Consider the following 18,442-nt stretch of genomic DNA (forward strand, 5'->3'; position numbering starts at 1 on the left):
GATTCATCCACGCGGCACCGGCACCTCCACCCCTAGCCGCTCGGCCCATGGCATCAGCGCCGGCATGATTGAGGGATGGAGGACAGCACCTTCGGCCAGGGCCCGGCGCTTCTTCGACATGGCGGCTTGCCCTGGCAGGCGGACGCCTTCCACGCCCGGGCGGGGCGGGTTGGTGCGGCAGGCTTCAGCGATGTGGTCGATCTGGCGGTGGAACCCGGCAAGGCCCGCGAAGGCGGCGGGGTCGATGACCTGGACCCAGACCGAGGCGCCCCAGCCCTCGCCCGGATCGGCGCGGCCGAAGGCGGAAAGCCCCTGGGTCAGCGCCTCGATAGTCAGCGCCAGGCCGTAGCCCTTGTGGCCATGGTCGATCCCGCCGGTTGGCAGGATCGTGCCAGGCGGGTCGGTGGTGAAGACCTTGGGGTCGTTGGACGGCTGGCCGTCGGCGGTGAGCAGCCAGGGATGGTCGAAGGTCCTGCCCTCCGCGAGCAGGCGGTTGGACATGCCGTTCGTGGTGATCGAGGCGGACGTGTCGATCAGGATGGGATCGCCCGAGGTCGGGATGCCGAAGGCATAGGGGTCGGGAGTGAAGACCGGCCGGGTGCCGCCGAACGGTGCCACCGAGCAGACGTTCGGGTCGGAGCAGGCGATGTGGATGAGCAGGCCCTGCTCGGTGGCTTTCGGCAGATAGGTGGCCAGGCAGGCGATATGGTGGGCGCGGCGGATCGAGACTGCGCCGATGCCGGCCGTGCGCGCCATGGCGATGGCCTCGTCCACGGCCTTGGCCGTGAGCCAGACGCCCGGCAGGCGGCGGCCGTCCAGGGTCAGCGTCGCGGCCTTGCGGGCGATCTCCTCGGGCTCGCCGTCGGTCGCCATCGAGCCTTTCTGCACCTCGGCCAGATAGGGACCGGCCAGCGCCAGGCCATGGGTAGTGTGGCCCATCAGGTCGGCGTCGACCAGGAGACGGGCGGTCACCTCCGCCTTGTCCGGCGAGAAGCCTACCTTGCCGAACAGCGCGCCTGCAAACGCCACCAGTGCTTCCACCTCGAACCGATCCGCCGTCACCCTGCCGTCCTCCAGCCGTTGCCGCGCCGAACCTAGGGAGTGCGCCGCCGCCGATCCAGCCCGGCGGCGGCACCCCATGGGAAATGCTCCCGCGGTCAGCCGATCAGCGGCTGGGCGTTGCGCGGCCGATAGGCCAGCTTCTCCCCCACCTTGTCGGCATCGTTGGCCAGCAGCACGACCTCCTTGCCGAAGCGCTGCTTCACGCTCGGATGCAGTTCCTCGCCGATCGTCGGCAGCGGATGGCCGTCTTCGTCCAGCGGCCGGTAGAGCCGCTCGAACACGCTGACATCGATCGTCTTGCCGGCGATCTGCCGGATGGTCGGCGTGAGCCTGTCCTTGCGCGAGAAGTTCAGGCGGGATTCGTGCTGGGGGGCCAACGGGTCGTCCTTGGGGGGCAGCATGGTCCAGTCGAGCTTCAGCCCGGACTTCTCCGCCTCCTCGGCCATCCAGCGGAGCGGGATGTCCGCCAGCCCGCGGTCATGGTAGCCGCCACCGACGTCGGAATGGGCACCGGCGAACCAGACCTGCCGGATGTCGACGCCTGGCGGCAGCTTGCCCGTCCACAAGGTCGGGACGAACTCGTCGCGGTGCTCGTCGATCGCCAAAGCGTGCCGGCCGATCTTCACGATCCGCGACGGGGTCGTGTCGTGGAACTCGTACTCGTCGTCGGTGAGCGCCCCCAGGACGGTGGTCGGAATGCCCAGCGCCCCTACCGTGTCCCAGACACCCAGGAAGGCGACCTGGACGTCCTGGTGGCTGTCTGTCTTGCAGGTCGCGCAGAAATTCGGCGGGCTCCTGTCCTCGCCCGTCCGGTAGTAGTCCCAGGCCGCCCTGAGGTCGGCCAGCTTCTCGCGCTTGAGCAGGCCGCAGCAGCCGATGAAGCCCACCAGGCTGCGAGCGGTGAAGGCGCCGCGGGAAAAGCCGAAGATGTGGATCGTGTCGCCCGGCACGTAGTTCTGGGCCAGGAACATGTAGCCGGAGATGATGTTGTCATCGATGCCGAGCCCGGTGGCTCCCCCCAGCAGCTTCTGCAGGGCGATGCCTGTCGAGCCCACGCCGCGCAGGTAAAGGGTAAGCTGCGGCTTGCCGCCGGTCTCGCTGTTGGCCCGCACGGCGCGGGCGATCCGGGCGACGTTGGTCTCGGCCTCCTTGCTGTCGGCACTGTTCCAGGTACCGTCGAAACACAGGACCAGGCGTTTCATTGGCGGACTCCAAGGATCATCCCGCATCGTAAGGAATCACAGCGCTCCCGGCATGGCAATGGGCTGCTGCCAAAGCCTGCTGCTCGGGTTCGTTCGTGCATCCCGCTCTCCCTCACCTGGGCTGGCTGCACGCCGGCAGGTCCTGCACCCAGGCTGGCGGCCCGAGGCCGTCGCTGCCGTACTTCAGCAGGAAGGTCTCCACGGTGGCGTGCATGGGCGTGGGCCAGCGCTCGGCGATGTGGCAGCGCAGCCGGGCCAGCTCGACCAGGGCGAACTGCATGGGCGTGGTCGGCGGCGGCAGCGGCTCCGGTTCGATCGTGCCGTTCACCTCCTTCGGCGGTGCCTCCAGCAGGGGCGGCGTCGGCACAGGCGGCTCTGGCCGGTGGGCCGGCTCTGCCGGCGGCTCGGGTTCGTTCGTGCCGTCCGGCTGATCGGGCCGGTCGTCGTTGGCGGGCTCGGGTTCGTCCGTGCAGCTTTCCGCCTCCTCCGGTGCTTCGGCTCCCTCCTCCGGTGCTTCGGCTCCCTCCACCGGGGCCGCCACGCCACGGCGCAGCTGGTCCAGGTCCTTCAGTGCCCGGGCAAAGGCACGGTCGGCCTCGGCCAGGTAGCGCAGGATGGTGGACAGCGACGTGCGCCCTGGTCGCTGACGAGCAGGCGGATCAGGGGGTGGGTGGCACCGATCTGGACGTCCGACGGGTAGAGGCACCAGAACGAGCGCTCAAGTTGCTGGGCGCGCTCGGAGCGCCACAGCGCCCGGACCATGCGGGCGCAGATCGCGGCCTCCAGGGCGCAGGCGGGCTGGAAGCGGGCGTGGATGGCCTCGTCCAGCTGGTCGAAGGCCGCCTGGTCCTCGTTGCCGATGAAGGCGAGCCTGGCGGAGCGCAGGCCGAAGCTGCGGGCGTTCTGGGAGGAGCGGGCCTTGCCCTTTGGCGTGGTGGGGCCGGTGGAGCGCTGGCCGTTGCGGCGCGACGCTTCGGCCTGGGCTGGGGTGGGGGAGCGGGGCATGGGGGCATCCGGGGCAGAAGGACGATGATCCTCCTCAGGGTGTACCTAGGATCCTGATCCTTGACAACTGGAATGGGTTCTCCGCCCGCCGGAGTCAACACCGAGGCACACACCTCAAGCTGCGATGTCGACCACTAGCTTGCCCGATGCGTCCCGGCTGGTTAGCGCGGCATGGGCGTCCGCCACATGGTCCAGGCAGAAGCGGCGGGGATCCAGCGACGGGACGAGCTTGCCTTCCTCCACCAGCCGGGTGGCTTCGTGCAGGATCTTGCCGTGATGCGCCCTGCCCTCGCCCGTCAGCAAAGGCAGGAGCGTGAAGACGCCCGAATAGCTGGCTGCGCGGAACGACAGCGGCGCCAGCCGGTGGGTGCCCCAGCCCAGGGCGCTCACCACATGGCCGAAGCGGCGCACCGCCTCGAACGCGGCATCCAGTGCCGGCCCGCCGACCGTGTCGTAGACGAGGTCGAAGCCTTGCCCGCCAGTGTGCGCGGCGACATGGTCGGCCATCGGAACGGCGCGATCGAGAGCCACGGCATCCAGCCGCTCGATGCGCGCCGCCTGCCCTGCGGATCCGGTGGCGAAGACCTGCGCTCCCATGGCGCGGGCGAGCTGGATGGCCATCTGCCCGACCCCGCCGGCGCCGCCCTGGACCAGAACCCTCTGCCCCCGCTGGATGCGTGCCCGGTCGACCAGCCCCTCCCAGGCCGTGATGAACGCCAGCGGCAGGGAGGCGGCCTCGCGCATCGTGAGGTTCACGGGCTTGCGGGCCAGGAGGTCGGCATCGACCGCTGCATACTCGGCAAGCGAGCCCTGGATCCCGCCGACACCGCCGGTCATCCCGTACACCTCGTCGCCAGGCTTCCAGGCGGCCGCCCCCTGCCCTGCCGCTTCCACCGTGCCGGCCAGGTCGATCCCCAGGATGGCGGGCAGCCTGTGGCCGGCATGGGGTGTCGTGCCCGCCCTGATCTTGGCGTCGAGCGGATTGACCCCGCTGGCAGCGATCCGCACCAGCACCTGGCCCGGCCCCGGCACGGGGCGCCGGACCTGCCGAAGGTGGAACGGCCCGTTCTCCGTCTCGAGCACGGCTGCCTGCATGCTGGGAAATGTCGTTCCGGTCATCCTGAACTGCTCCCGCGAGGGTGGATGACCCGAGGGTAGATCTTCAAGATCGTATGGAAACGAAATAGATCGTATCGAATGCATGCGATTTTGTTTGGGCTGGCATGGAGTGGAGTGACCTCCGGATCTTCCTGGCGATTGCCCGGGCGGGCACGCTCGGCGCGGCAGCGCGGCAGGCTGGCCTTACCCAGCCCACGATGGGCCGCCGCCTGCGCGCACTGGAGCAGGCGGTCGGGCAGACGCTGTTCCAGCGGACGAGCGACGGGATGGTGCTGACCGACGAGGGCCAGTCCGTGCTCGCCCATGCCGAGCGGATGGAGGAGGAGGCGATTGCCCTGGAGCGCCAGCTGGCCGGCCGTGGCGGCCAGCTCAGTGGCCTCTTGCGCGTGTCATGCTCGGACTGGTTCGGCAGCCATGTGCTGGCCCCGGTTCTGGCGCACTTCGCCAGCCTTCATCCGGGCGTCACGATCGAGCTCCTGACCGAGGCCCGGCTGCTGAGCCTCGCCCGGCGGGAGGCGGACCTCGTCTTCCGGATCCGCCCGTTCGAGGAGCCGGAGGTCGTCCAGCGCAGGCTGATGCACATGGCGTACGGGCTCTACGCGCCTGTCGGCATGGACGCGCCAGTGGCCGGCGACGGGACCGGCTGCCCGCTCGTCACGATGGATACCGGCTTTGGCGGGATGCCCGACGTCGCATGGCTGCAGCGGATGCTGCCGCGCGCCCGGATTGCGTTTCGCAGCAACAACCGTGACGTCCAGGCCCGGATGTGCGCGCGCGGCGTGGGCCTGGCGGTGCTGCCGCGTCTGCTGGCCGACGGCATGGCGGGCCTGTACCCGGTCGACCTGGGCGAGCCGCCGCCCGGGCGGGACGTGTGGCTGGGCTATCACCGCGACCTCAGGCGGCTCGGACGGCTGCGGGCGCTGCTGGCCCTGGTGATCGAGCGGTTGGGCAGCTGACACGGGGCCTGCCCGAACCGGCGCCACGCGCAAGATGGGGGACAGCTTCAGACCTGCGCCTGCCCCCGATCACGCACGCAGCGCGTCGGCAACCCGGCTGCGATAGGCCAATGCCGCAGGCAGGATCGCCAGCACCAGGCCGATGACGACGATGCCGGCGACGAGCCAGAGTTCGGGCAGGCCCAGGGCGACCGGCAGGGCGATGCTGGTGCGCTGCTCGAACAGGGCCGAGACGGCGAACGCGCTGGCCCAGCCCACCAGCAGGCCCAGCAAGGCGCCGCCCGTCAGCATCAGCGCCACGCTCAGCCAGATCGCGGAGAAGACGAAGGCGCGGGATGCGCCCAGCGCCCGCATCACGCCGATCAGGCGGCGCCGATGGGACAGGCTCGCCAGCACCGCCAGCAGGACCGCCCCGATCACCAGGACCTGCGTCAGCACGGAGATGACGGCGACGAGGTCGCGCACGTCGCCGAGCCGGGCGTAGAGCTGCACCAGCACCTCCGCCGGGAACACCGCGATCGTGCCGCGCTCGTTGGAGCGGAAGGCGGAGCGCAGGCCGTAGGCGGCGGCGAAGGTCGCGGGCTTGACGGCGATGGCCGGCACGCCCGGCAGTTCGGCCTCGTCCCAGGGCGGACCCACCGGCACCACGTCGAGGTCGGGCTCTCCCCCAGGTCCTTGCGGCCAGAGGCGTGCCTCGTCGACCTGGTGGCCCAGCGGTAGCGAGTGCACCCACCAGACCGCTTCGATCGGCACCAGGATCGCCTTGTCCCAGGGATTGCCCTGCCGCGCCAGTCGGCCGACGACGGCCAGCGTGAAGCCGTGATGGTCCTCTTCGTCGTCCATCTCGAGCTGCCCGTGGCTTGGCTCGAACCGGTCGCCGACCTGCAACGGGACATCCGCGCCGACCACGACCTCCTGGAGGCGTTCGAACACGCGCCCCTCGGCAGGCGCCATCCTGCCGCCGCGCGTGACGAAGGCGGGGGTCGACCCGACGATGGCGTGGCCGCGCCAGTTGTCGCCAAAGCCGATCGGTGCCGCATAGGTGACATCGGGCCGGCGCTCCAGCTCGGCCAGCAGCCGGCCCGGGATCAGCTCGATCGCCGCCGGCTGGAGGTAGACGGTGCTGAGCACCAGCTGGGTCTCGCTGCCGCGTGCGCCGATGATGAGGTCGAAGGCGTCGGCGGCCCGAGCACTGCCCTGCCGCAATGCCCGCTCCTGCGCCGAGACCGCGACCCCCAGCCCGACCGCCAGGGCGACCAGCACGACGACGGCCAGGGTTCCGGCCAGGCTCTGGCGGAGGTCGGCCCACACGAACGGCCAGGGATTGAACAAGGCTCAGGCAAGCTCGTAGCTAGCGTCGACCAGCCGTACGCGGCTGACGAAGCCCGTCTCCTCGTCGATCTCCGTGCCGAGCGACAGGGTGCCGGTGACCAGGATCGGCTGGTTGAAGTCGACCCAGTCCTGCTGCCCGGCAAGGCGCACGAGCACGATGTCGTTCGGCCAGTTCAGCTCGCTGTCGCAGAACGGGCAGACCGCCATTGGCAGCTTGGTGAGCACGAAGAAGCTGGCGTCCGGCTTGAGCGGCGGCGCCATGAAGCCCGGCACGGTCACCGTCTTGTCGGCCAGCGCCAGCGCCTGCGGGGAGAACTCAGCTCCGCGGGCATAGAGATCACGGATACGGATGCGCTCGGCCGCAAGACCTGGCCGGGCCAAGCAACAGCCTGCCGCCATCACGAGCGCGGTCCAGCGTCGAGTGAGCCCGGCCATCGGCCAGCTCCTACGGTGCATCCGCGCGCTGGCTGGCGCGCTCGCTGATCTTCGAGGCGAAGTCCATGACATGGAAGGTGTAGTTCTCTTCCACCGTGCCCTGGAACAAATGCGACCACGGGCCGATCGCGTAGATGCCGAGATCCTCGCCGCCATGCGTCTCGCTCTGCATGGGCACCAGCGTCTGCTGGATGAAGTCCGGATCGGTCGCCTCCTCCATGGTCAGCATGCGCCGCTCCTGGCCGCCCTTCTGGCCGCCGGGGCCATTGGCGAAGGAGACGGTGGTGTAGGGCTTGCCGTCCATGCCCAGGATCGGCTCGTTATCGACGCCGACCGAGACGCCGAGGATCGGGTTGCCGCGCTTGGCATAGCCCGCGATGGTCAGCGTATGGCTGTGGTCGCCGGTGACGACCACCAGGGTCTCGTTCAGGTCGACCTTGCGCATGATCGTCTTGACGGCCTCGTTCAGCGCCACGGCGTCGGTCATGGTGCGGTACGCATTGCCGGCGTGGCTGCCATGGTCCACGCGCCCGCCCTCGACGAGCAGCACGTAGCCCTCCGGGTTCTTCGACAGCATGTCGATCGCCTTGTCGGTCATCTCGGCCAGCGACGGCTCGCCCGCCTTGTCCTTGGGACGATCGTAGTCGTACTCCATGTGCGACATCTCGAAGAGACCCAGCACGTGATCGACATTGTCCGGGTCGAGCTTGTCGAACTGTTCCTTGTTCCAGACGAAGGCGCCGCTGTTGCCGTAGCGGGACAGCCATGCCTGGGTCAGGTCCTTGCCGTCCTTGCGCTTGCCCTTCTTGCCTTCATCCTCCGGGTCGGCCGCGGTCGTCGGCAGGAAGTTGGCCCGCCCGCCGCCGAGCGCCACCTCGAGCCCGTCGCCGAACTTCATCTCGACCAGTTGCCGGGCGATGTCCGCGCATCCCTGCGCGATGGCCTCCGGCGTCATCGCGGCATCCGACTCCCAGTCCCGGTTGGCGATATGGGCGTAGGTGGCGCCAGGCGTCGCATGGGTGATCGTCGCGGTCGTCACGGCGCCCGTGGACATGCCGATGGTCTCGGCCATCTCCCACAACGTCGTCACGGTCTTGGACTTCTGGTCTTCGCAGCTGTCGAGCTTCGCGGTGTGGTCCAGCCCCATCACGTCGTTGATGGTCTTCACCCCGGCCGTCATGGCGACCGCGCTGGGTGCCGAATCGGTGATCTGCGCATCCGCCGAATAGGTCTTGGCGGCGGCCAAGTGCGGAAAGGCCTCCCAGGACAGAACGTTCGATTCGCCATCGACCCCGCGCTGCTGGCCCTCGAAGATCCGGGCCGCCGTGACCGTGGAGAAGCCCAAGCCGTCGCCGACCACCAGGATCACGTTCTTGGCGCGATTGGTGTTGTTCTGCTGGGTAAGTACCTGTTGAAGCTGACCCTGTGCCTGCTTGAAGTAGGGATCGTCGCCTTGCACCAGTCTGGCATCCTGCGCCAGCGCCGAACCGGCAGCGGTGCAGACGAGGCAAGTCGTCGCCACCAATCGTGAGATCCTGACCCGAGCGATCATTCTACGCTCCCTGTTCTGTTGCTTCTGGGTTGGCCACGTGACCACGACGAGCGAATGTGACAGTCTGATGACAGCCTGACTACCCCGTTTGCTTCGGATCACCGGTAAATGCGGTGCTGCCCGGCAAGAGCAGGATCCGTGCATGAGCCCTACGAACAGCATCCCGGTGAACCAGCTTCAGTTGCGCAACCTACGGGTGGCCTTCGCCTCGGCCGGAGCGCCCGTGCTCGACATCGAGGCGCTGGACATCGAGGCTGGATCGCAGGTGGCGGTCACCGGGCCGTCGGGCTCGGGCAAGACCACGCTGGCCTATGCGCTGACCGGCATCCAGACGATCGACCGCGGCGAGATCCGCTGGGGCGGCGTCGACCTGGCCAAGCTCAGCGAGAGCGCCCGGGACGGCTGGCGGCGGCGCCATCTGGGCCTGGTATTCCAGAACTTCCACCTGGTGCCCGGCCTCACCCCGCTCGCGAACGTCCTGGCGCCCTGCTACTTCGACGCCCTTCGGCCGAGCAGCGGGCAGGTGGCGCGGGCAAAGGAGCTGCTGGAGCAGATGAAGGTGCCGACGGCACGGCCCGACGCTGCCATGCTGTCGCGGGGCGAGCAGCAACGCGTGGCGATCGCCAGGGCCTTGCTGCACGACCCGCCGATTCTCGTCGCCGACGAACCGACAGCGTCGCTCGACGAGCGGAGCGGCGCGCAGGTGATCGAGCTGCTGACCGACACGAGCCGCGTAGCCGGGCGCACGCTCATCATGATCACGCATGACGTTCGGCTGGTAGACGCCGCCAGCCGCTGCATACTGCTGGCGGCTGGACATCTCGACCAGGGGGGCCATAGCCGCACCAGCCCTGGCCACCTGAACGAGCTGTTCGGCTTTTAGGAGGGCAGACCCATTCCTTGGTAGAGCTGCCGGAACGGTGGATGGGTCATCAGGCCGCGGCCCAGTGCCACCTCGGTCAGCACCAAATGGGGCACCGCATTGCCCTCCATCAGCACGACCCCTGGGCCGGTCACGGCCAGGTCCCAGCCGATCAGCGGGTGCGAGAGGTCCGCCGCCGCCTGCTGGGCAACGCTCACGGCCATCTGAAGATGTGGCACCTCGAACCCCTCGAACCGGAAGCCCGTGTCGGGGTGCGCGGCACAGACCTTGCCGCCATACTCGAAGAACTGCCGAGCCAGCCGCAGCAGCCGGCCGGTCTCCAGATCGATGCCGACGGCAATGCCGCCCTGGCTCGCATTGTCCACGATGCTCCGGCCCATCCCCAGGCGCAGGATCGCGGCGATCACAGCCGGCGGCTGGCCCGGCGCACGGCAGGTGAGCAGTCGGATCGTGTTGATGCTGCCGGGGTAGATGGCGGCGAGGGCCGGGTGCTGGACCAGGGTCTCCTGAAACAGGAAAGGCCGCGCACGGGTATCCTCATACAGCTCGGCCAGATCGGCATCCGCCCTGTCGATGCGCCGGCACCCGTCTCCCTGCATCCCGCCCACCGGCTTGACGAAGATGCTGCCATGGCTGGACCGCGCGCGCAGTTCCTCCACCAGGGCCTTGAACGCGGCAAGGTCGTCAACCTGCCGTTCCGCTCCGTCGACCCAGAACGTCCTGCCCTCGTTGTGCGCGAACTGGCGCGCGAGCGGGAAATTCCTGCTGCGAAACCATGCCTCGAAGCGCAGCTTGTCCTCGAGCAGCCCATGCTCGTCGCTCGCCTTCAGCCGGTCGACCAGCGACGTGATCTGATCCCCATAAAGGTACTCGGTGTGCGGCCCCGCATCCTTGCGATAGGCGAAGGAGTGGAAATAGCGCCATGGGAACTTGCCGCTGCTCCTTGCCATGTCGCCAGCCTCGCGGATCATCCGGATCAAGGGCTTGCGTTGAGGATCGCCCAGAACCTGGCGGACCTCGCCCAAGCGCATCGCTACCTTTGCCATGTTAGGCATTGTCTTTTGGCCCCTTGTCGGCAGCGGTTCTCGGACTGTTCCGGCTCTACCCGCAACGTCCTCGTCAGCCGCGTTTTGGACAAACAGACTGTTCGCCCAAGGGTGGTTCCCGGAGAACGCGAACCGTCGGCTTCCCCCGATGATCGGCCGGCGTCGGCCGGACCCAGCGGGCCTAGATCGGAACGGCGTCGCGGTCGCATTCCGCCAGGAACGCGGCGAATTCCTTGTCCATGATGCCCCGGTCCGTGGCGAGCTGCGGGAGGTCGAAGTCGCCCCCGACATTGAGCTCGACCAGCAACGGACCGTCCGGGCACATCGCCACGTCCCAGGCCTGGAACCGCAACGGGGCGAAGGAGCGCGCCGCGTCGAGGGTGAGTGCCACGAGTTCATGCCAGCCCGGCAGCGTGAAGCCGAGGAGCCGGGCGCCACTGTCCGGGTGCAGCTCGGGCTCCTCCAGCGCCAACCCATAGCCGCGCACGGCCCGGAGCACTCTGCCGGTCTGCGGGTCCAGCGCGCACAGGATATTGCCCGGGCGCCAGAAATTATCGGCGATGTTCGCACCGGCAGGCACCTTCCACAGGGCCCGGAGCACCATCGGCCCCGACGGCCGAAGGGCGACGACCAGCCGGACCGTCGCCAGCCGCGGACCGCAGACGGCGGCGATGGCGGGATGCGGTGCCTGCAACGCCTGGAAGACATATCCCCCGTCGGTCCGGGGATCGAGCGAGCTGGAGAAGGTGGCCAGGTCCATGGTCGATCCGTTCCAAAAGCGCAGCGCGTCGCTCGCCTGGTCGAAGGCCATGATGGCGTGGGCGCCATGGCTGAACATGCCGCGCACGGGCTTGGCAAAGCAGGGATAGCGCATGCCACCGCGCAGCAGATCCGCCAGCTCGGCAGCATCGCGCGGGCTGGGCACGCGTCCGAAGGCCCGGGCGGGAGGGTAGACGGCCAGGATCTCGGGAGTCGGATAGCCGAGCCCCTGCGCGACCGCGTGGAAGAGCAGCTTGTCGTGGGCGAGCAGCCACCAGCGGCGCGGGCTGGTGCGCTCATAGATCCGCGTCTGGGCAGCGTGGCCGCGAAAGGCCTGGCGCTCGGCGTCGGTATGCCGGTCGTCGTAGAGGCGGTAGTAGAAATACTCCTGCGCGGTGAGCCTGCCGGGCCCGCGCCTGAGCGCCACGATCTCCCGCAGCATCCGGCCGACGGGCTTGCCCGAGATCGCCGCAGCTTCACGAAGCGCCTCGGCCAGGTCGATTGTCGGCTTGGGCTTGCCGGCAGCGGCTCGATCCGCTGCGGCGGCCTTGGTCTCGCCCCCAGGCTGCACCACTGGAGGCCGCGCGGGCCCAGCGCCAGCCCTCGCCGCCGCGATGGCCAGCGACCCGGCCTCAGCTCCAAGTTTGAAGGGCTTCACCGACAGGCCGTGGATGGCCTTGCCGACCTTGCGGAGAAATCCGTCGCTCGCCATCCCTTGCCTTCTCTTCCTTGCATCCGGGCAAGCCGGCGTTCCGGCGCTGGCGCAAGGGCCGGCGACGGTACTGGGGCCGATAAGGAACGGAGGCGGACATGGGAGGTGCCGCGGCCGCTTCAGGCACCGGCGCGGGCGAGCGAGAAGGGCCCGCCCAGGCGGAAACGCCGCCCCGGCATGATCACCGGCCGACGGCCGCCACCGTTGCGGGCAGCGGGGCGCCGTTGACGGCCTGCGGCGCGGCTCGCATATCGCAGCCATGGAAAAGCCCACGAAGTTCGCGATCAAGCTCGAGGTCGGACTGACGCCGGCCATGGACCGGGCACTCACCCAATGGCGCCGGCGGCAGGCCGACCTGCCGACCCGGCCGGAGGCCATCCGCCGGCTGGTGGAGATCGGGCTCGAGGTGGAAACGGAGAAGCGGCTGCGCGCGCAGGACCGGCGGGGCGGCGATCAGGAGGACTAAAACGCGCCGTTTGTCAGTGATCGACTGACTCGCGTTGCCGGTCCGTTTGAGCCATCTTGCCTGATGGAGCCCGCACGATCCGTGCGCGGCCGATCAGGAGGAAGCCATCATGCCCGAATTCGTGATCGAGCGGACCATGCCCGGTGCTGGCAAGCTCTCGCCGGCCGAGCTCAAGGCCGCCTCGCAGACCTCGTGCGCCGTGCTGCGCGACCTGGGCCCCGATATCCAGTGGGTGCAGAGCTACGTCACCGACGACAAGATCTACTGCATCTACCGGGCGCCCGACCCGCAGCTCATCCGCGACCACGCCCAGCAGGCAGGCTTCCCCGCGGACCAGGTCGCCGCGATCCGCACCGTGATCAGTCCGATGACGGCGGAGTGACCTGAAGGGAGGCCGGCGGCGGGACGACGACCGTCAAGCAGCCCATGAGCGGCATGGCACGTCGACGCGGTTTGCAGCGATGGATGTTCTACGTGGCGCCGATGTCGGCCTCCCGTCGAAGGCCTCTTCGGAGGCCTGGCCGGGCGCAGGCTCAAGCCTGGCATTTCCTGCGCGATGGCGGACGTTCGAGCCGTCTTCCCGCCTTCTTGAATGGTCTGTCCACGGCGAGCCTCGACAGATTGAAGGCATGGGGGTCCCAGCCCGATCCGCTAGTCATCGCCTTCCTCCAGCCACTTCTGCATGACGACGCGAGGTGCGGGTTCAAAGCCGAGGTGTGTGTAGAACTCGACCACCTGGGTGTTCGTCTCGCGCACCAGCAGCATGACCTTGGCCACGCCTTTGTTCCTCAGCCATTGCTCCGCAGCCTCGACCATCGATCGGCCAATGCCCTGATTGCGGTGGGTCGGAGCGGAGGCAAGATAGTAGATCCAGCCGCGATGTCCGTCGTGGCCCACCATGACGCTGCCGACAATGGCATGGTCCACGTCGACCCCGACCAGAACGTCCGAACCTTCTTTGGCCCGGGCGAAATGGAAGTCCCGCGATGGATCATTGTAGCTGGTCACCAGGTTGCTGGCTCGCCACAAGGCTGAGACGTGCGCTTCATCCGCCTCGGTGGCGCTGCGGATGAGCAAGCGCGGCGCTGCGGCGTCGTCTTGTTCGTGCTTTGTCATTCCCGGCTTCCAACCAGATGGCTGCCCGAGGCGGATCGTAGGCGTCGCCACGGTAGCGCGACGAGGGGCAGTGCAGGAATCCAGGTGGTCGAATGGCGATCCCGGCGCAGGCGCGAGGAGGTCGAGAAGCCCGGCAGCTACAGGATCCGGGGCCTGCCGGCGGGACCGCCCTCGCCTCGCCTGAGCGTGCAGGATCGTCCATGCGAGTTGGATCGTGCCGACGGCGACATCGCCCTGTTCACCAGGTTCTTCCGCGCAGGCGTCTGAGTCTGCCTCACCGCCATGCGCCTTCCAGGGCGGCGGTGGCACGCGCATCGGGATCCTGTCCTGCCAGGGGATCATCCATGGAGCCGCGAAAGTCACCCCGCAGCGCTTTCAGCGCCGTTCGCTCCGCATTGATCTCCTGCATGGTGCGCACACCGAGCCGACGGAACACGGGTACGGGCGGGCACCATCCCTGGAGCGCGTGCTGCAGCAAGAAGGCGGCGACGCCGCCACTCAGGTACAGCCAGCGGCGATCGCGGGTCGCGCCGAGCACCAGGCTGGCAAGGGTGATGGTGGCGGCATTGGCCTCCAGCGTGCGCTCGATATCCCATTCATGGTCGAGCTCCCGCAGGCGCTGGTCGATGAGGTCCGGTCGCCTTGCGAAGTAGCGGGCACGCGCCTCGATCCTGGCGCGATGGTCCCGGCTGATGGCCTCGCTGCTGTGCAAGGCCACGCGTGACGTCGTCGGGGGCAGGTTAGACATGGAGTTTCTCCTTTCAGGTTGCCCGCGCTGTCGGGGGAACGGTCGGACTTGGCGACGAATGAGGGATTCAAGGTCAGGGGCACCACTCCTCTCGAAGCCCCAGGTCGTTTTACAGGGGATTACTTCCGGCGCGGCGGGAAGCGATTGAGGGGGATCTTGAGGTAGGAGGTGCCGTTCGGCTCCGGCTCGGGCAGCCGCCCGCCCCGCATGTTCACCTGCAGCGCATCCATCATGAGCCCCGGCAGCGGCAGCGTGGCGTCGCGTTCCTCGCGCATCCGCACGAACTCTTCCTCCGTGACGCCGTCACGGACGTGGATGTTGTGCGCGCGCTGCTCGGCGACGGTCGATTCCCAGCGCGGCTCGCGGCCTCCCGGCATGTAGTCGTGGCCGGTGAAGATCCGCGTCCGGGGCGGGAGATCCAGCAGCCGGCGGATGGAGCGCCACTGCGTGCGTGCGTCGCCGCCGGGGAAGTCCGCCCTGGCCGTTCCGGCGTCAGGCATGAACAGCGTGTCGTGCACGAAGGCCGCGTCGCCGACGCGGTAGGCGATCGACGCCGCGGTATGGCCCGGCGTGAACAGCACCTCCGCCTCCATCCCGCCAATGCGGAAGCGATCGCCGTCGTCGAACAGGCGGTCCCATTGCGACCCGTCCGCCGGGAAGTCAGGGAGATTGTAGATTTCCTTCCAGATCCGCTGGACGACGACGACACGGCTTCCGATGGCTGTCGGCGCTGCCAGCTTCTCCTTGAGATGGAAGGCGGCGGAGAAGTGGTCGGCATGCGGATGGGTGTCGAGGATCCAGTCGACGGCAAGGCCGCGTTCTCGGATGAAGCCCAGCAGGCGGTCGGCGAACTCGGTGTGGGTCGCCCGCGCGTTGCGGTCGAGATCGAGCACGGGATCGATGACGGCGCAGCGCCGGGTATCGGGGTCGGCGCACACATAGGCGACGCTGTTGGTTTCCTCGTGAAAAAAGCCGGTCACTTCGGGCTGGTATCGTTCGGACATGCCGCTCTCCTTTCTCGACGATGAAGTTCCAAGGCGGTCGGTCGTCGTCACGGCGAGGCCGCGTGCGTTTGGGGTTTCAGCCGATCAGGCCCAGACTGCGGGCGAACATGTAGGCGGCCACCAGGATGATCAGGCCGGCGAAGACCCTGGTGAGCGCGCCGCGCCTTGCTGCCAGGCCGCCGGCCAGGCGGGCGCCGGCCAGGCTGCCGAGGATGCCGCCGCCGACGAACACCGCGGCCAGCGGCCAGTCGACCAAGCCGGACGCGGCATAGCTGCCGGCGGTGGCCAGGCCGAAGGCGGTAACCGCGACCAGCGAGGTGCCGACCGCCTGGAGCATCGGCATGCCGGTCGCCAGGATCAGACCCGGCACGACCAGGAAGCCGCCGCCGATGCCGAAGAAACCGGACAGCGCCCCGGCCGCGAGGCCAGTGCCGAGCAGGGCCGGCGCGTTGCCGCGGTTCAGCCGCACCCGGCGATCCTGGGCGGGGTCGCGCCGGCGCAGCATCAGCACGGCCACGACGACCATCAGCACGGCGAACGCGGCAAGCAGCGCGTCGCCGTCCACGCGCCGACCCAGCGCCGAGCCGACAAGGGCGCCCGCCACGCCCGCCGTGGCGAACACCAGGGCGCAGGGCCAGCGGACATTGCCGGCCCGGGCATGGCCGGCAAGGCTCGCCACGGCATTCGCAGTGACAGCGACGGCGCTGGTGCCGATGGCGAGATGCGGGTTCGACACGCCCACCAGGTAGACCAGCAGCGGCACCGCCAGGATGGAGCCGCCACCGCCGACCAGGCCAAGGGTGAAGCCGACGAGCGAGCCGGAGGCGCCGCCCAGCAGCCCTTGCAGCAAGGAAAGGCCCAGCATGGCCGGTGATCCCTGTGCTCAGGCCGCAGCCGGGGTGCCGGGGGTCGCGGCCGGCCGGTTCCAGGGCATGTGGCGCAGGAGGCTGGCCATCCCGCAGGTTCCGGTCACGCCCGCGAACACGAGGCCGGCGCCGACGAAGCCGGCAAGCGCGTAGAACCAGGGGGTGACGAGCGCGCCCAGCAGGACGAGAGAGCCAGCGGCGATCTGCACCTGGCGCATCACCTCGATCGGCTGGCGGCGGTCCTGCTCGACGGGCAGGCCGGCGCGCTTCCAGGCCTCGAGCCCGCCCTCGACGACATAGGCCCGATAACCCCCCGGCCTTGCCTTCGAGCCGTGCGGCATGGCCGGCGGTGCGGCTGCCGCTGCGGCAGTGGAACAGGACCGGCTGGTCCGGCTGCAAGGCGAGCTTGGCCGTTTCCAGCCCCGAGAGCGGCAGGTTGCGCGCTGCCGGGATGCGCTCGCGGGCATACTCGTCAGGCTCGCGCACGTCGACCAGGAGGGCGCCCTCGCGCAGGAGCCGTGCGGCGTCCTGCGGCTTGATCGAAGTCAGCATCTTCGGTGTCCTTCCTTCCGTCAGTCTTCCGGCGGACAGTACAGATCGCGCAGGACCTCCAGCAGGCGGGCCGCCTTGGGATCGGCCAGGCGGTAGAACACCGCCTGGGACTCCTTGCGCGTTTCCACCAGCCCGTCCTCGCGCAGCTTGGCCAGGTGCTGGGAAAGGGCCGGCTGCGACAGGCCGATCGTCTCGGCCAAGGCACCCACCGTCATCTCGCCCGCACCGGCCAAGTGGCAGAGCAGCAGCAGCCGGTTCTCGTTCGCGAGCAGCCGCAGCATCCGCGCGGCTTCCGCCGCCTTCTCCTGCAGGCCCGCCATGTCCGGCGCCGTCATCGCCATCGTCCTGTACGCCTTTCATTAGCTTGTGCTTAATAAGGTGACACTTATATAAGTTTCAAGCCCCGCGCCTGGGGCAAAGGAGGACGACATGGAACATCCGATTATCCGGGCCTTCTTCGACGAGCCCACCAACACTGTCAGCTACCTGGTCTCTGATCCGGCGACGAGGGAAGGGGCGGTCGTGGACCCGGTGCTGGACTGGGACAACCGGTCGGGAGAGGCCGATACCCGCTCGGCCGACACGATCCTCGAGGCGGCCAGGGACGAGGGAGTGACGGTCCGCTGGGTGCTGGAAACCCACGCCCATGCCGACCACCTGACCGCCGCCCCCTATATCAAGGCCAGGACCGGTGCCCTGATCGGCATCGGCGAGCATATCAAGGACGTGCAGCGGATCTTCCGCCCCGTGTTCGATGCGCAGGACCTCAAGCCGGACGGCGGCGACTTCGACCGGCTGTTCCGGGACGGGGAGCGGTTTGCGCTGGGCCGGCTGGAGGTGGAGGTGATGCATGTGCCCGGCCACACACCCGCCGACATCGCCTATCGGATCGGCGACGACGTGTTCGTCGGCGACACGCTGTTCATGCACGACTACGGGACGGCGCGGGCGGATTTCCCCGGCGGCGACGCGCACGCCCTCTATCGCTCGATCCGCCGCCTCCTGGCGCTGCCGCCAGCCACGCGCCTGTGGATGTGCCATGACTACAAGGCGCCGGGCCGCGACCAGTACGCCTGGCAGAGCATGTAGCCGAGCAGCGCGCCTCGAACCCGCAGGTAAAGGACGGCGTGACGGAAGAGGAGTTCGTGCGCTTTAGGACCGGGCGCGATGCCAAGCTCGCGGCCCCTCTCCTGCTGTTGCCCTCCATCCAGGTAAACATCCGCGCCGGGCGGTTTCCGCAGGCGGAGAGCAATGGCGTGCGCTATCTCAAGATCCCGGTGAAGGCGAAGGGCGGAGCGGCCGTCGGGTGACGGTACCGCGCCTGGCTTGCCTGCCATCGAACGGATCGCTGTTCCTCCATTGCCGTGCCGCCCGCGCGCACCAGCCTTAAGGACGCAGGCCGGCGACCGGCCGGCCTGCCAGACCGTCCGCCCCAGGGCCAAGGCCGCAAGGTTTGGCCTTCACAGCGAGTGCAAGAGATGACGGCCAGCCCGGAGTTCGTTCGCCCGCACTTCATGATCGCGACGGGCATCGAGAACAGCTACCCGACGATCGCCTTGCCCGATGGCCGGATCAAGCGCGTGGACAGCATGGCCAAGTCCGACCACTACCGGCGCTGGCGGGAGGA

20 protein-coding genes and 2 pseudogenes are annotated in these 18,442 nt (G+C 68.8%); 6 read left to right on the forward strand and 16 right to left on the reverse strand.

Annotated elements, in window-relative coordinates:
* Window positions 1–3: 3 nt before the first annotated feature.
* From VHL31_RS14885 to VHL31_RS14905, 5 genes are all read right to left on the reverse strand, one after another.
* Entirely contained in the window at window positions 4–1,062 is a 1,059-nt protein-coding gene (locus tag VHL31_RS14885) for an Ldh family oxidoreductase (protein WP_329662009.1), read from the reverse strand.
* Window positions 1,063–1,157: 95 nt separating this feature from the next.
* Window positions 1,158–2,264: a DUF2235 domain-containing protein gene (locus VHL31_RS14890; protein WP_329662010.1), complete on the reverse strand. Its 1,107-nt coding sequence runs from the start codon at window positions 2,262–2,264 to the stop codon at window positions 1,158–1,160.
* 112 nt (window positions 2,265–2,376) lie between these two features.
* Window positions 2,377–2,805, reverse strand: coding sequence for a hypothetical protein (locus tag VHL31_RS14895; RefSeq protein WP_329662011.1), 429 nt, complete (start codon window positions 2,803–2,805; stop codon window positions 2,377–2,379).
* 26 nt (window positions 2,806–2,831) lie between these two features.
* The gene (locus VHL31_RS14900; protein WP_329662012.1) at window positions 2,832–3,269 is read right to left on the reverse strand and encodes a hypothetical protein; all 438 of its coding nucleotides are present in this window, start codon (window positions 3,267–3,269) and stop codon (window positions 2,832–2,834) included.
* Window positions 3,270–3,383: 114 nt separating this feature from the next.
* The gene (locus VHL31_RS14905; protein WP_349262454.1) at window positions 3,384–4,364 is read right to left on the reverse strand and encodes a zinc-dependent alcohol dehydrogenase family protein; all 981 of its coding nucleotides are present in this window, start codon (window positions 4,362–4,364) and stop codon (window positions 3,384–3,386) included.
* 128 nt (window positions 4,365–4,492) lie between these two features.
* Here VHL31_RS14905 and VHL31_RS14910 point away from each other — a divergent pair, with 128 nt between their 5' ends.
* Window positions 4,493–5,344, forward strand: coding sequence for a LysR family transcriptional regulator (locus tag VHL31_RS14910; protein WP_329662014.1), 852 nt, complete (start codon window positions 4,493–4,495; stop codon window positions 5,342–5,344).
* A 69-nt stretch (window positions 5,345–5,413) separates the two neighbouring features.
* Here VHL31_RS14910 and VHL31_RS14915 read toward each other — a convergent pair whose 3' ends face one another.
* The 3 genes from VHL31_RS14915 to VHL31_RS14925 are packed head-to-tail and all read right to left on the reverse strand — an operon-like array spanning window position 5,414 to window position 8,663.
* Window positions 5,414–6,676, reverse strand: coding sequence for an ABC transporter permease (locus tag VHL31_RS14915; RefSeq protein WP_329662015.1), 1,263 nt, complete (start codon window positions 6,674–6,676; stop codon window positions 5,414–5,416).
* A gap of 3 nt (window positions 6,677–6,679) precedes the next feature.
* Window positions 6,680–7,111 (reverse strand): hypothetical protein, encoded by a 432-nt coding sequence (locus VHL31_RS14920; protein ID WP_329662016.1) that lies wholly within the window; start codon window positions 7,109–7,111, stop codon window positions 6,680–6,682.
* 10 nt (window positions 7,112–7,121) lie between these two features.
* A complete protein-coding gene (locus tag VHL31_RS14925) occupies window positions 7,122–8,663 on the reverse strand; it encodes an alkaline phosphatase (RefSeq protein ID WP_414653739.1) in 1,542 nt (513 codons plus the stop codon).
* 142 nt (window positions 8,664–8,805) lie between these two features.
* Here VHL31_RS14925 and VHL31_RS14930 point away from each other — a divergent pair, with 142 nt between their 5' ends.
* Window positions 8,806–9,546, forward strand: coding sequence for an ABC transporter ATP-binding protein (locus tag VHL31_RS14930; protein WP_329662018.1), 741 nt, complete (start codon window positions 8,806–8,808; stop codon window positions 9,544–9,546).
* Here the strand turns inward: VHL31_RS14930 and VHL31_RS14935 are convergent.
* Entirely contained in the window at window positions 9,543–10,592 is a 1,050-nt protein-coding gene (locus VHL31_RS14935) for a sugar-transfer associated ATP-grasp domain-containing protein (RefSeq protein ID WP_329662019.1), read from the reverse strand. The two genes, VHL31_RS14930 and VHL31_RS14935, sit on opposite strands and share 4 nt — an antisense overlap.
* Window positions 10,593–10,773: 181 nt before the next feature.
* Entirely contained in the window at window positions 10,774–12,063 is a 1,290-nt protein-coding gene (locus VHL31_RS14940; protein WP_329662020.1) for a sugar-transfer associated ATP-grasp domain-containing protein, read from the reverse strand.
* A gap of 259 nt (window positions 12,064–12,322) precedes the next feature.
* Here VHL31_RS14940 and VHL31_RS14945 point away from each other — a divergent pair, with 259 nt between their 5' ends.
* Both VHL31_RS14945 and VHL31_RS14950 read left to right on the forward strand, forming a co-directional pair.
* The gene (locus VHL31_RS14945) at window positions 12,323–12,529 is read left to right on the forward strand and encodes a hypothetical protein (protein WP_329662021.1); all 207 of its coding nucleotides are present in this window, start codon (window positions 12,323–12,325) and stop codon (window positions 12,527–12,529) included.
* A 109-nt stretch (window positions 12,530–12,638) separates the two neighbouring features.
* A complete protein-coding gene (locus tag VHL31_RS14950) occupies window positions 12,639–12,911 on the forward strand; it encodes a DUF4242 domain-containing protein (protein WP_329662022.1) in 273 nt (90 codons plus the stop codon).
* Window positions 12,912–13,180: 269 nt separating this feature from the next.
* Here VHL31_RS14950 and VHL31_RS14955 read toward each other — a convergent pair whose 3' ends face one another.
* On the reverse strand, window positions 13,181–13,696 hold the full coding sequence (locus tag VHL31_RS14955) for a GNAT family acetyltransferase (RefSeq protein ID WP_329662023.1): 516 nt from the start codon (window positions 13,694–13,696) through the stop codon (window positions 13,181–13,183).
* A 33-nt stretch (window positions 13,697–13,729) separates the two neighbouring features.
* Here VHL31_RS14955 and VHL31_RS14960 point away from each other — a divergent pair, with 33 nt between their 5' ends.
* Window positions 13,730–13,912 carry a hypothetical protein gene (locus tag VHL31_RS14960; protein ID WP_329662024.1) on the forward strand — a complete coding sequence of 61 codons (183 nt, stop codon included), beginning with the start codon at window positions 13,730–13,732 and terminating at the stop codon, window positions 13,910–13,912.
* Window positions 13,913–13,919: 7 nt separating this feature from the next.
* Here the strand turns inward: VHL31_RS14960 and VHL31_RS14965 are convergent, their stop codons facing one another.
* From VHL31_RS14965 to VHL31_RS14990, 5 genes and pseudogenes are all read right to left on the reverse strand, one after another.
* Window positions 13,920–14,393 carry a hypothetical protein gene (locus VHL31_RS14965; RefSeq protein ID WP_329662025.1) on the reverse strand — a complete coding sequence of 158 codons (474 nt, stop codon included), beginning with the start codon at window positions 14,391–14,393 and terminating at the stop codon, window positions 13,920–13,922.
* Window positions 14,394–14,512: 119 nt separating this feature from the next.
* Window positions 14,513–15,397 carry an MBL fold metallo-hydrolase gene (locus VHL31_RS14970; RefSeq protein ID WP_329662026.1) on the reverse strand — a complete coding sequence of 295 codons (885 nt, stop codon included), beginning with the start codon at window positions 15,395–15,397 and terminating at the stop codon, window positions 14,513–14,515.
* Between the two features lie 76 nt (window positions 15,398–15,473).
* On the reverse strand, window positions 15,474–16,262 hold the full coding sequence (locus VHL31_RS14975) for a sulfite exporter TauE/SafE family protein (protein WP_329662027.1): 789 nt from the start codon (window positions 16,260–16,262) through the stop codon (window positions 15,474–15,476).
* Between the two features lie 18 nt (window positions 16,263–16,280).
* Window positions 16,281–16,815, reverse strand: a pseudogene (locus VHL31_RS26685) (rhodanese family protein).
* 20 nt (window positions 16,816–16,835) lie between these two features.
* Window positions 16,836–17,156 carry a metalloregulator ArsR/SmtB family transcription factor gene (locus VHL31_RS14990; RefSeq protein ID WP_349262452.1) on the reverse strand — a complete coding sequence of 107 codons (321 nt, stop codon included), beginning with the start codon at window positions 17,154–17,156 and terminating at the stop codon, window positions 16,836–16,838.
* An 88-nt stretch (window positions 17,157–17,244) separates the two neighbouring features.
* Here VHL31_RS14990 and VHL31_RS14995 point away from each other — a divergent pair.
* A pseudogene (locus tag VHL31_RS14995) lies at window positions 17,245–18,125 on the forward strand (MBL fold metallo-hydrolase).
* Window positions 18,126–18,442: the final 317 nt, after the last annotated feature.

The sequence above is a fragment of the Geminicoccus sp. genome, assembly GCF_036263595.1.
In the GTDB taxonomy this organism is placed as follows: domain Bacteria; phylum Pseudomonadota; class Alphaproteobacteria; order Geminicoccales; family Geminicoccaceae; genus Geminicoccus.

Coding starts and splice junctions, on each gene's coding strand:
- VHL31_RS14990 (WP_349262452.1), bottom strand. CDS start 17,156: ATGGCGATGACGGCGCCGGACATGGCGGGCCTGCAGGAGAAGGCGGCG.
- VHL31_RS14970 (WP_329662026.1), bottom strand. CDS start 15,397: ATGTCCGAACGATACCAGCCCGAAGTGACCGGCTTTTTTCACGAGGAA.
- VHL31_RS14975 (WP_329662027.1), bottom strand. CDS start 16,262: ATGCTGGGCCTTTCCTTGCTGCAAGGGCTGCTGGGCGGCGCCTCCGGC.
- VHL31_RS14950 (WP_329662022.1), top strand. CDS start 12,639: ATGCCCGAATTCGTGATCGAGCGGACCATGCCCGGTGCTGGCAAGCTC.
- VHL31_RS14930 (WP_329662018.1), top strand. CDS start 8,806: ATGAGCCCTACGAACAGCATCCCGGTGAACCAGCTTCAGTTGCGCAAC.
- VHL31_RS14910 (WP_329662014.1), top strand. CDS start 4,493: ATGGAGTGGAGTGACCTCCGGATCTTCCTGGCGATTGCCCGGGCGGGC.
- VHL31_RS14890 (WP_329662010.1), bottom strand. CDS start 2,264: ATGAAACGCCTGGTCCTGTGTTTCGACGGTACCTGGAACAGTGCCGAC.
- VHL31_RS14925 (WP_414653739.1), bottom strand. CDS start 8,663: ATGATCGCTCGGGTCAGGATCTCACGATTGGTGGCGACGACTTGCCTC.
- VHL31_RS14965 (WP_329662025.1), bottom strand. CDS start 14,393: ATGTCTAACCTGCCCCCGACGACGTCACGCGTGGCCTTGCACAGCAGC.
- VHL31_RS14935 (WP_329662019.1), bottom strand. CDS start 10,592: ATGGCAAAGGTAGCGATGCGCTTGGGCGAGGTCCGCCAGGTTCTGGGC.
- VHL31_RS14900 (WP_329662012.1), bottom strand. CDS start 3,269: ATGCCCCGCTCCCCCACCCCAGCCCAGGCCGAAGCGTCGCGCCGCAAC.
- VHL31_RS14920 (WP_329662016.1), bottom strand. CDS start 7,111: ATGGCCGGGCTCACTCGACGCTGGACCGCGCTCGTGATGGCGGCAGGC.
- VHL31_RS14940 (WP_329662020.1), bottom strand. CDS start 12,063: ATGGCGAGCGACGGATTTCTCCGCAAGGTCGGCAAGGCCATCCACGGC.
- VHL31_RS14945 (WP_329662021.1), top strand. CDS start 12,323: ATGGAAAAGCCCACGAAGTTCGCGATCAAGCTCGAGGTCGGACTGACG.
- VHL31_RS14905 (WP_349262454.1), bottom strand. CDS start 4,364: ATGCAGGCAGCCGTGCTCGAGACGGAGAACGGGCCGTTCCACCTTCGG.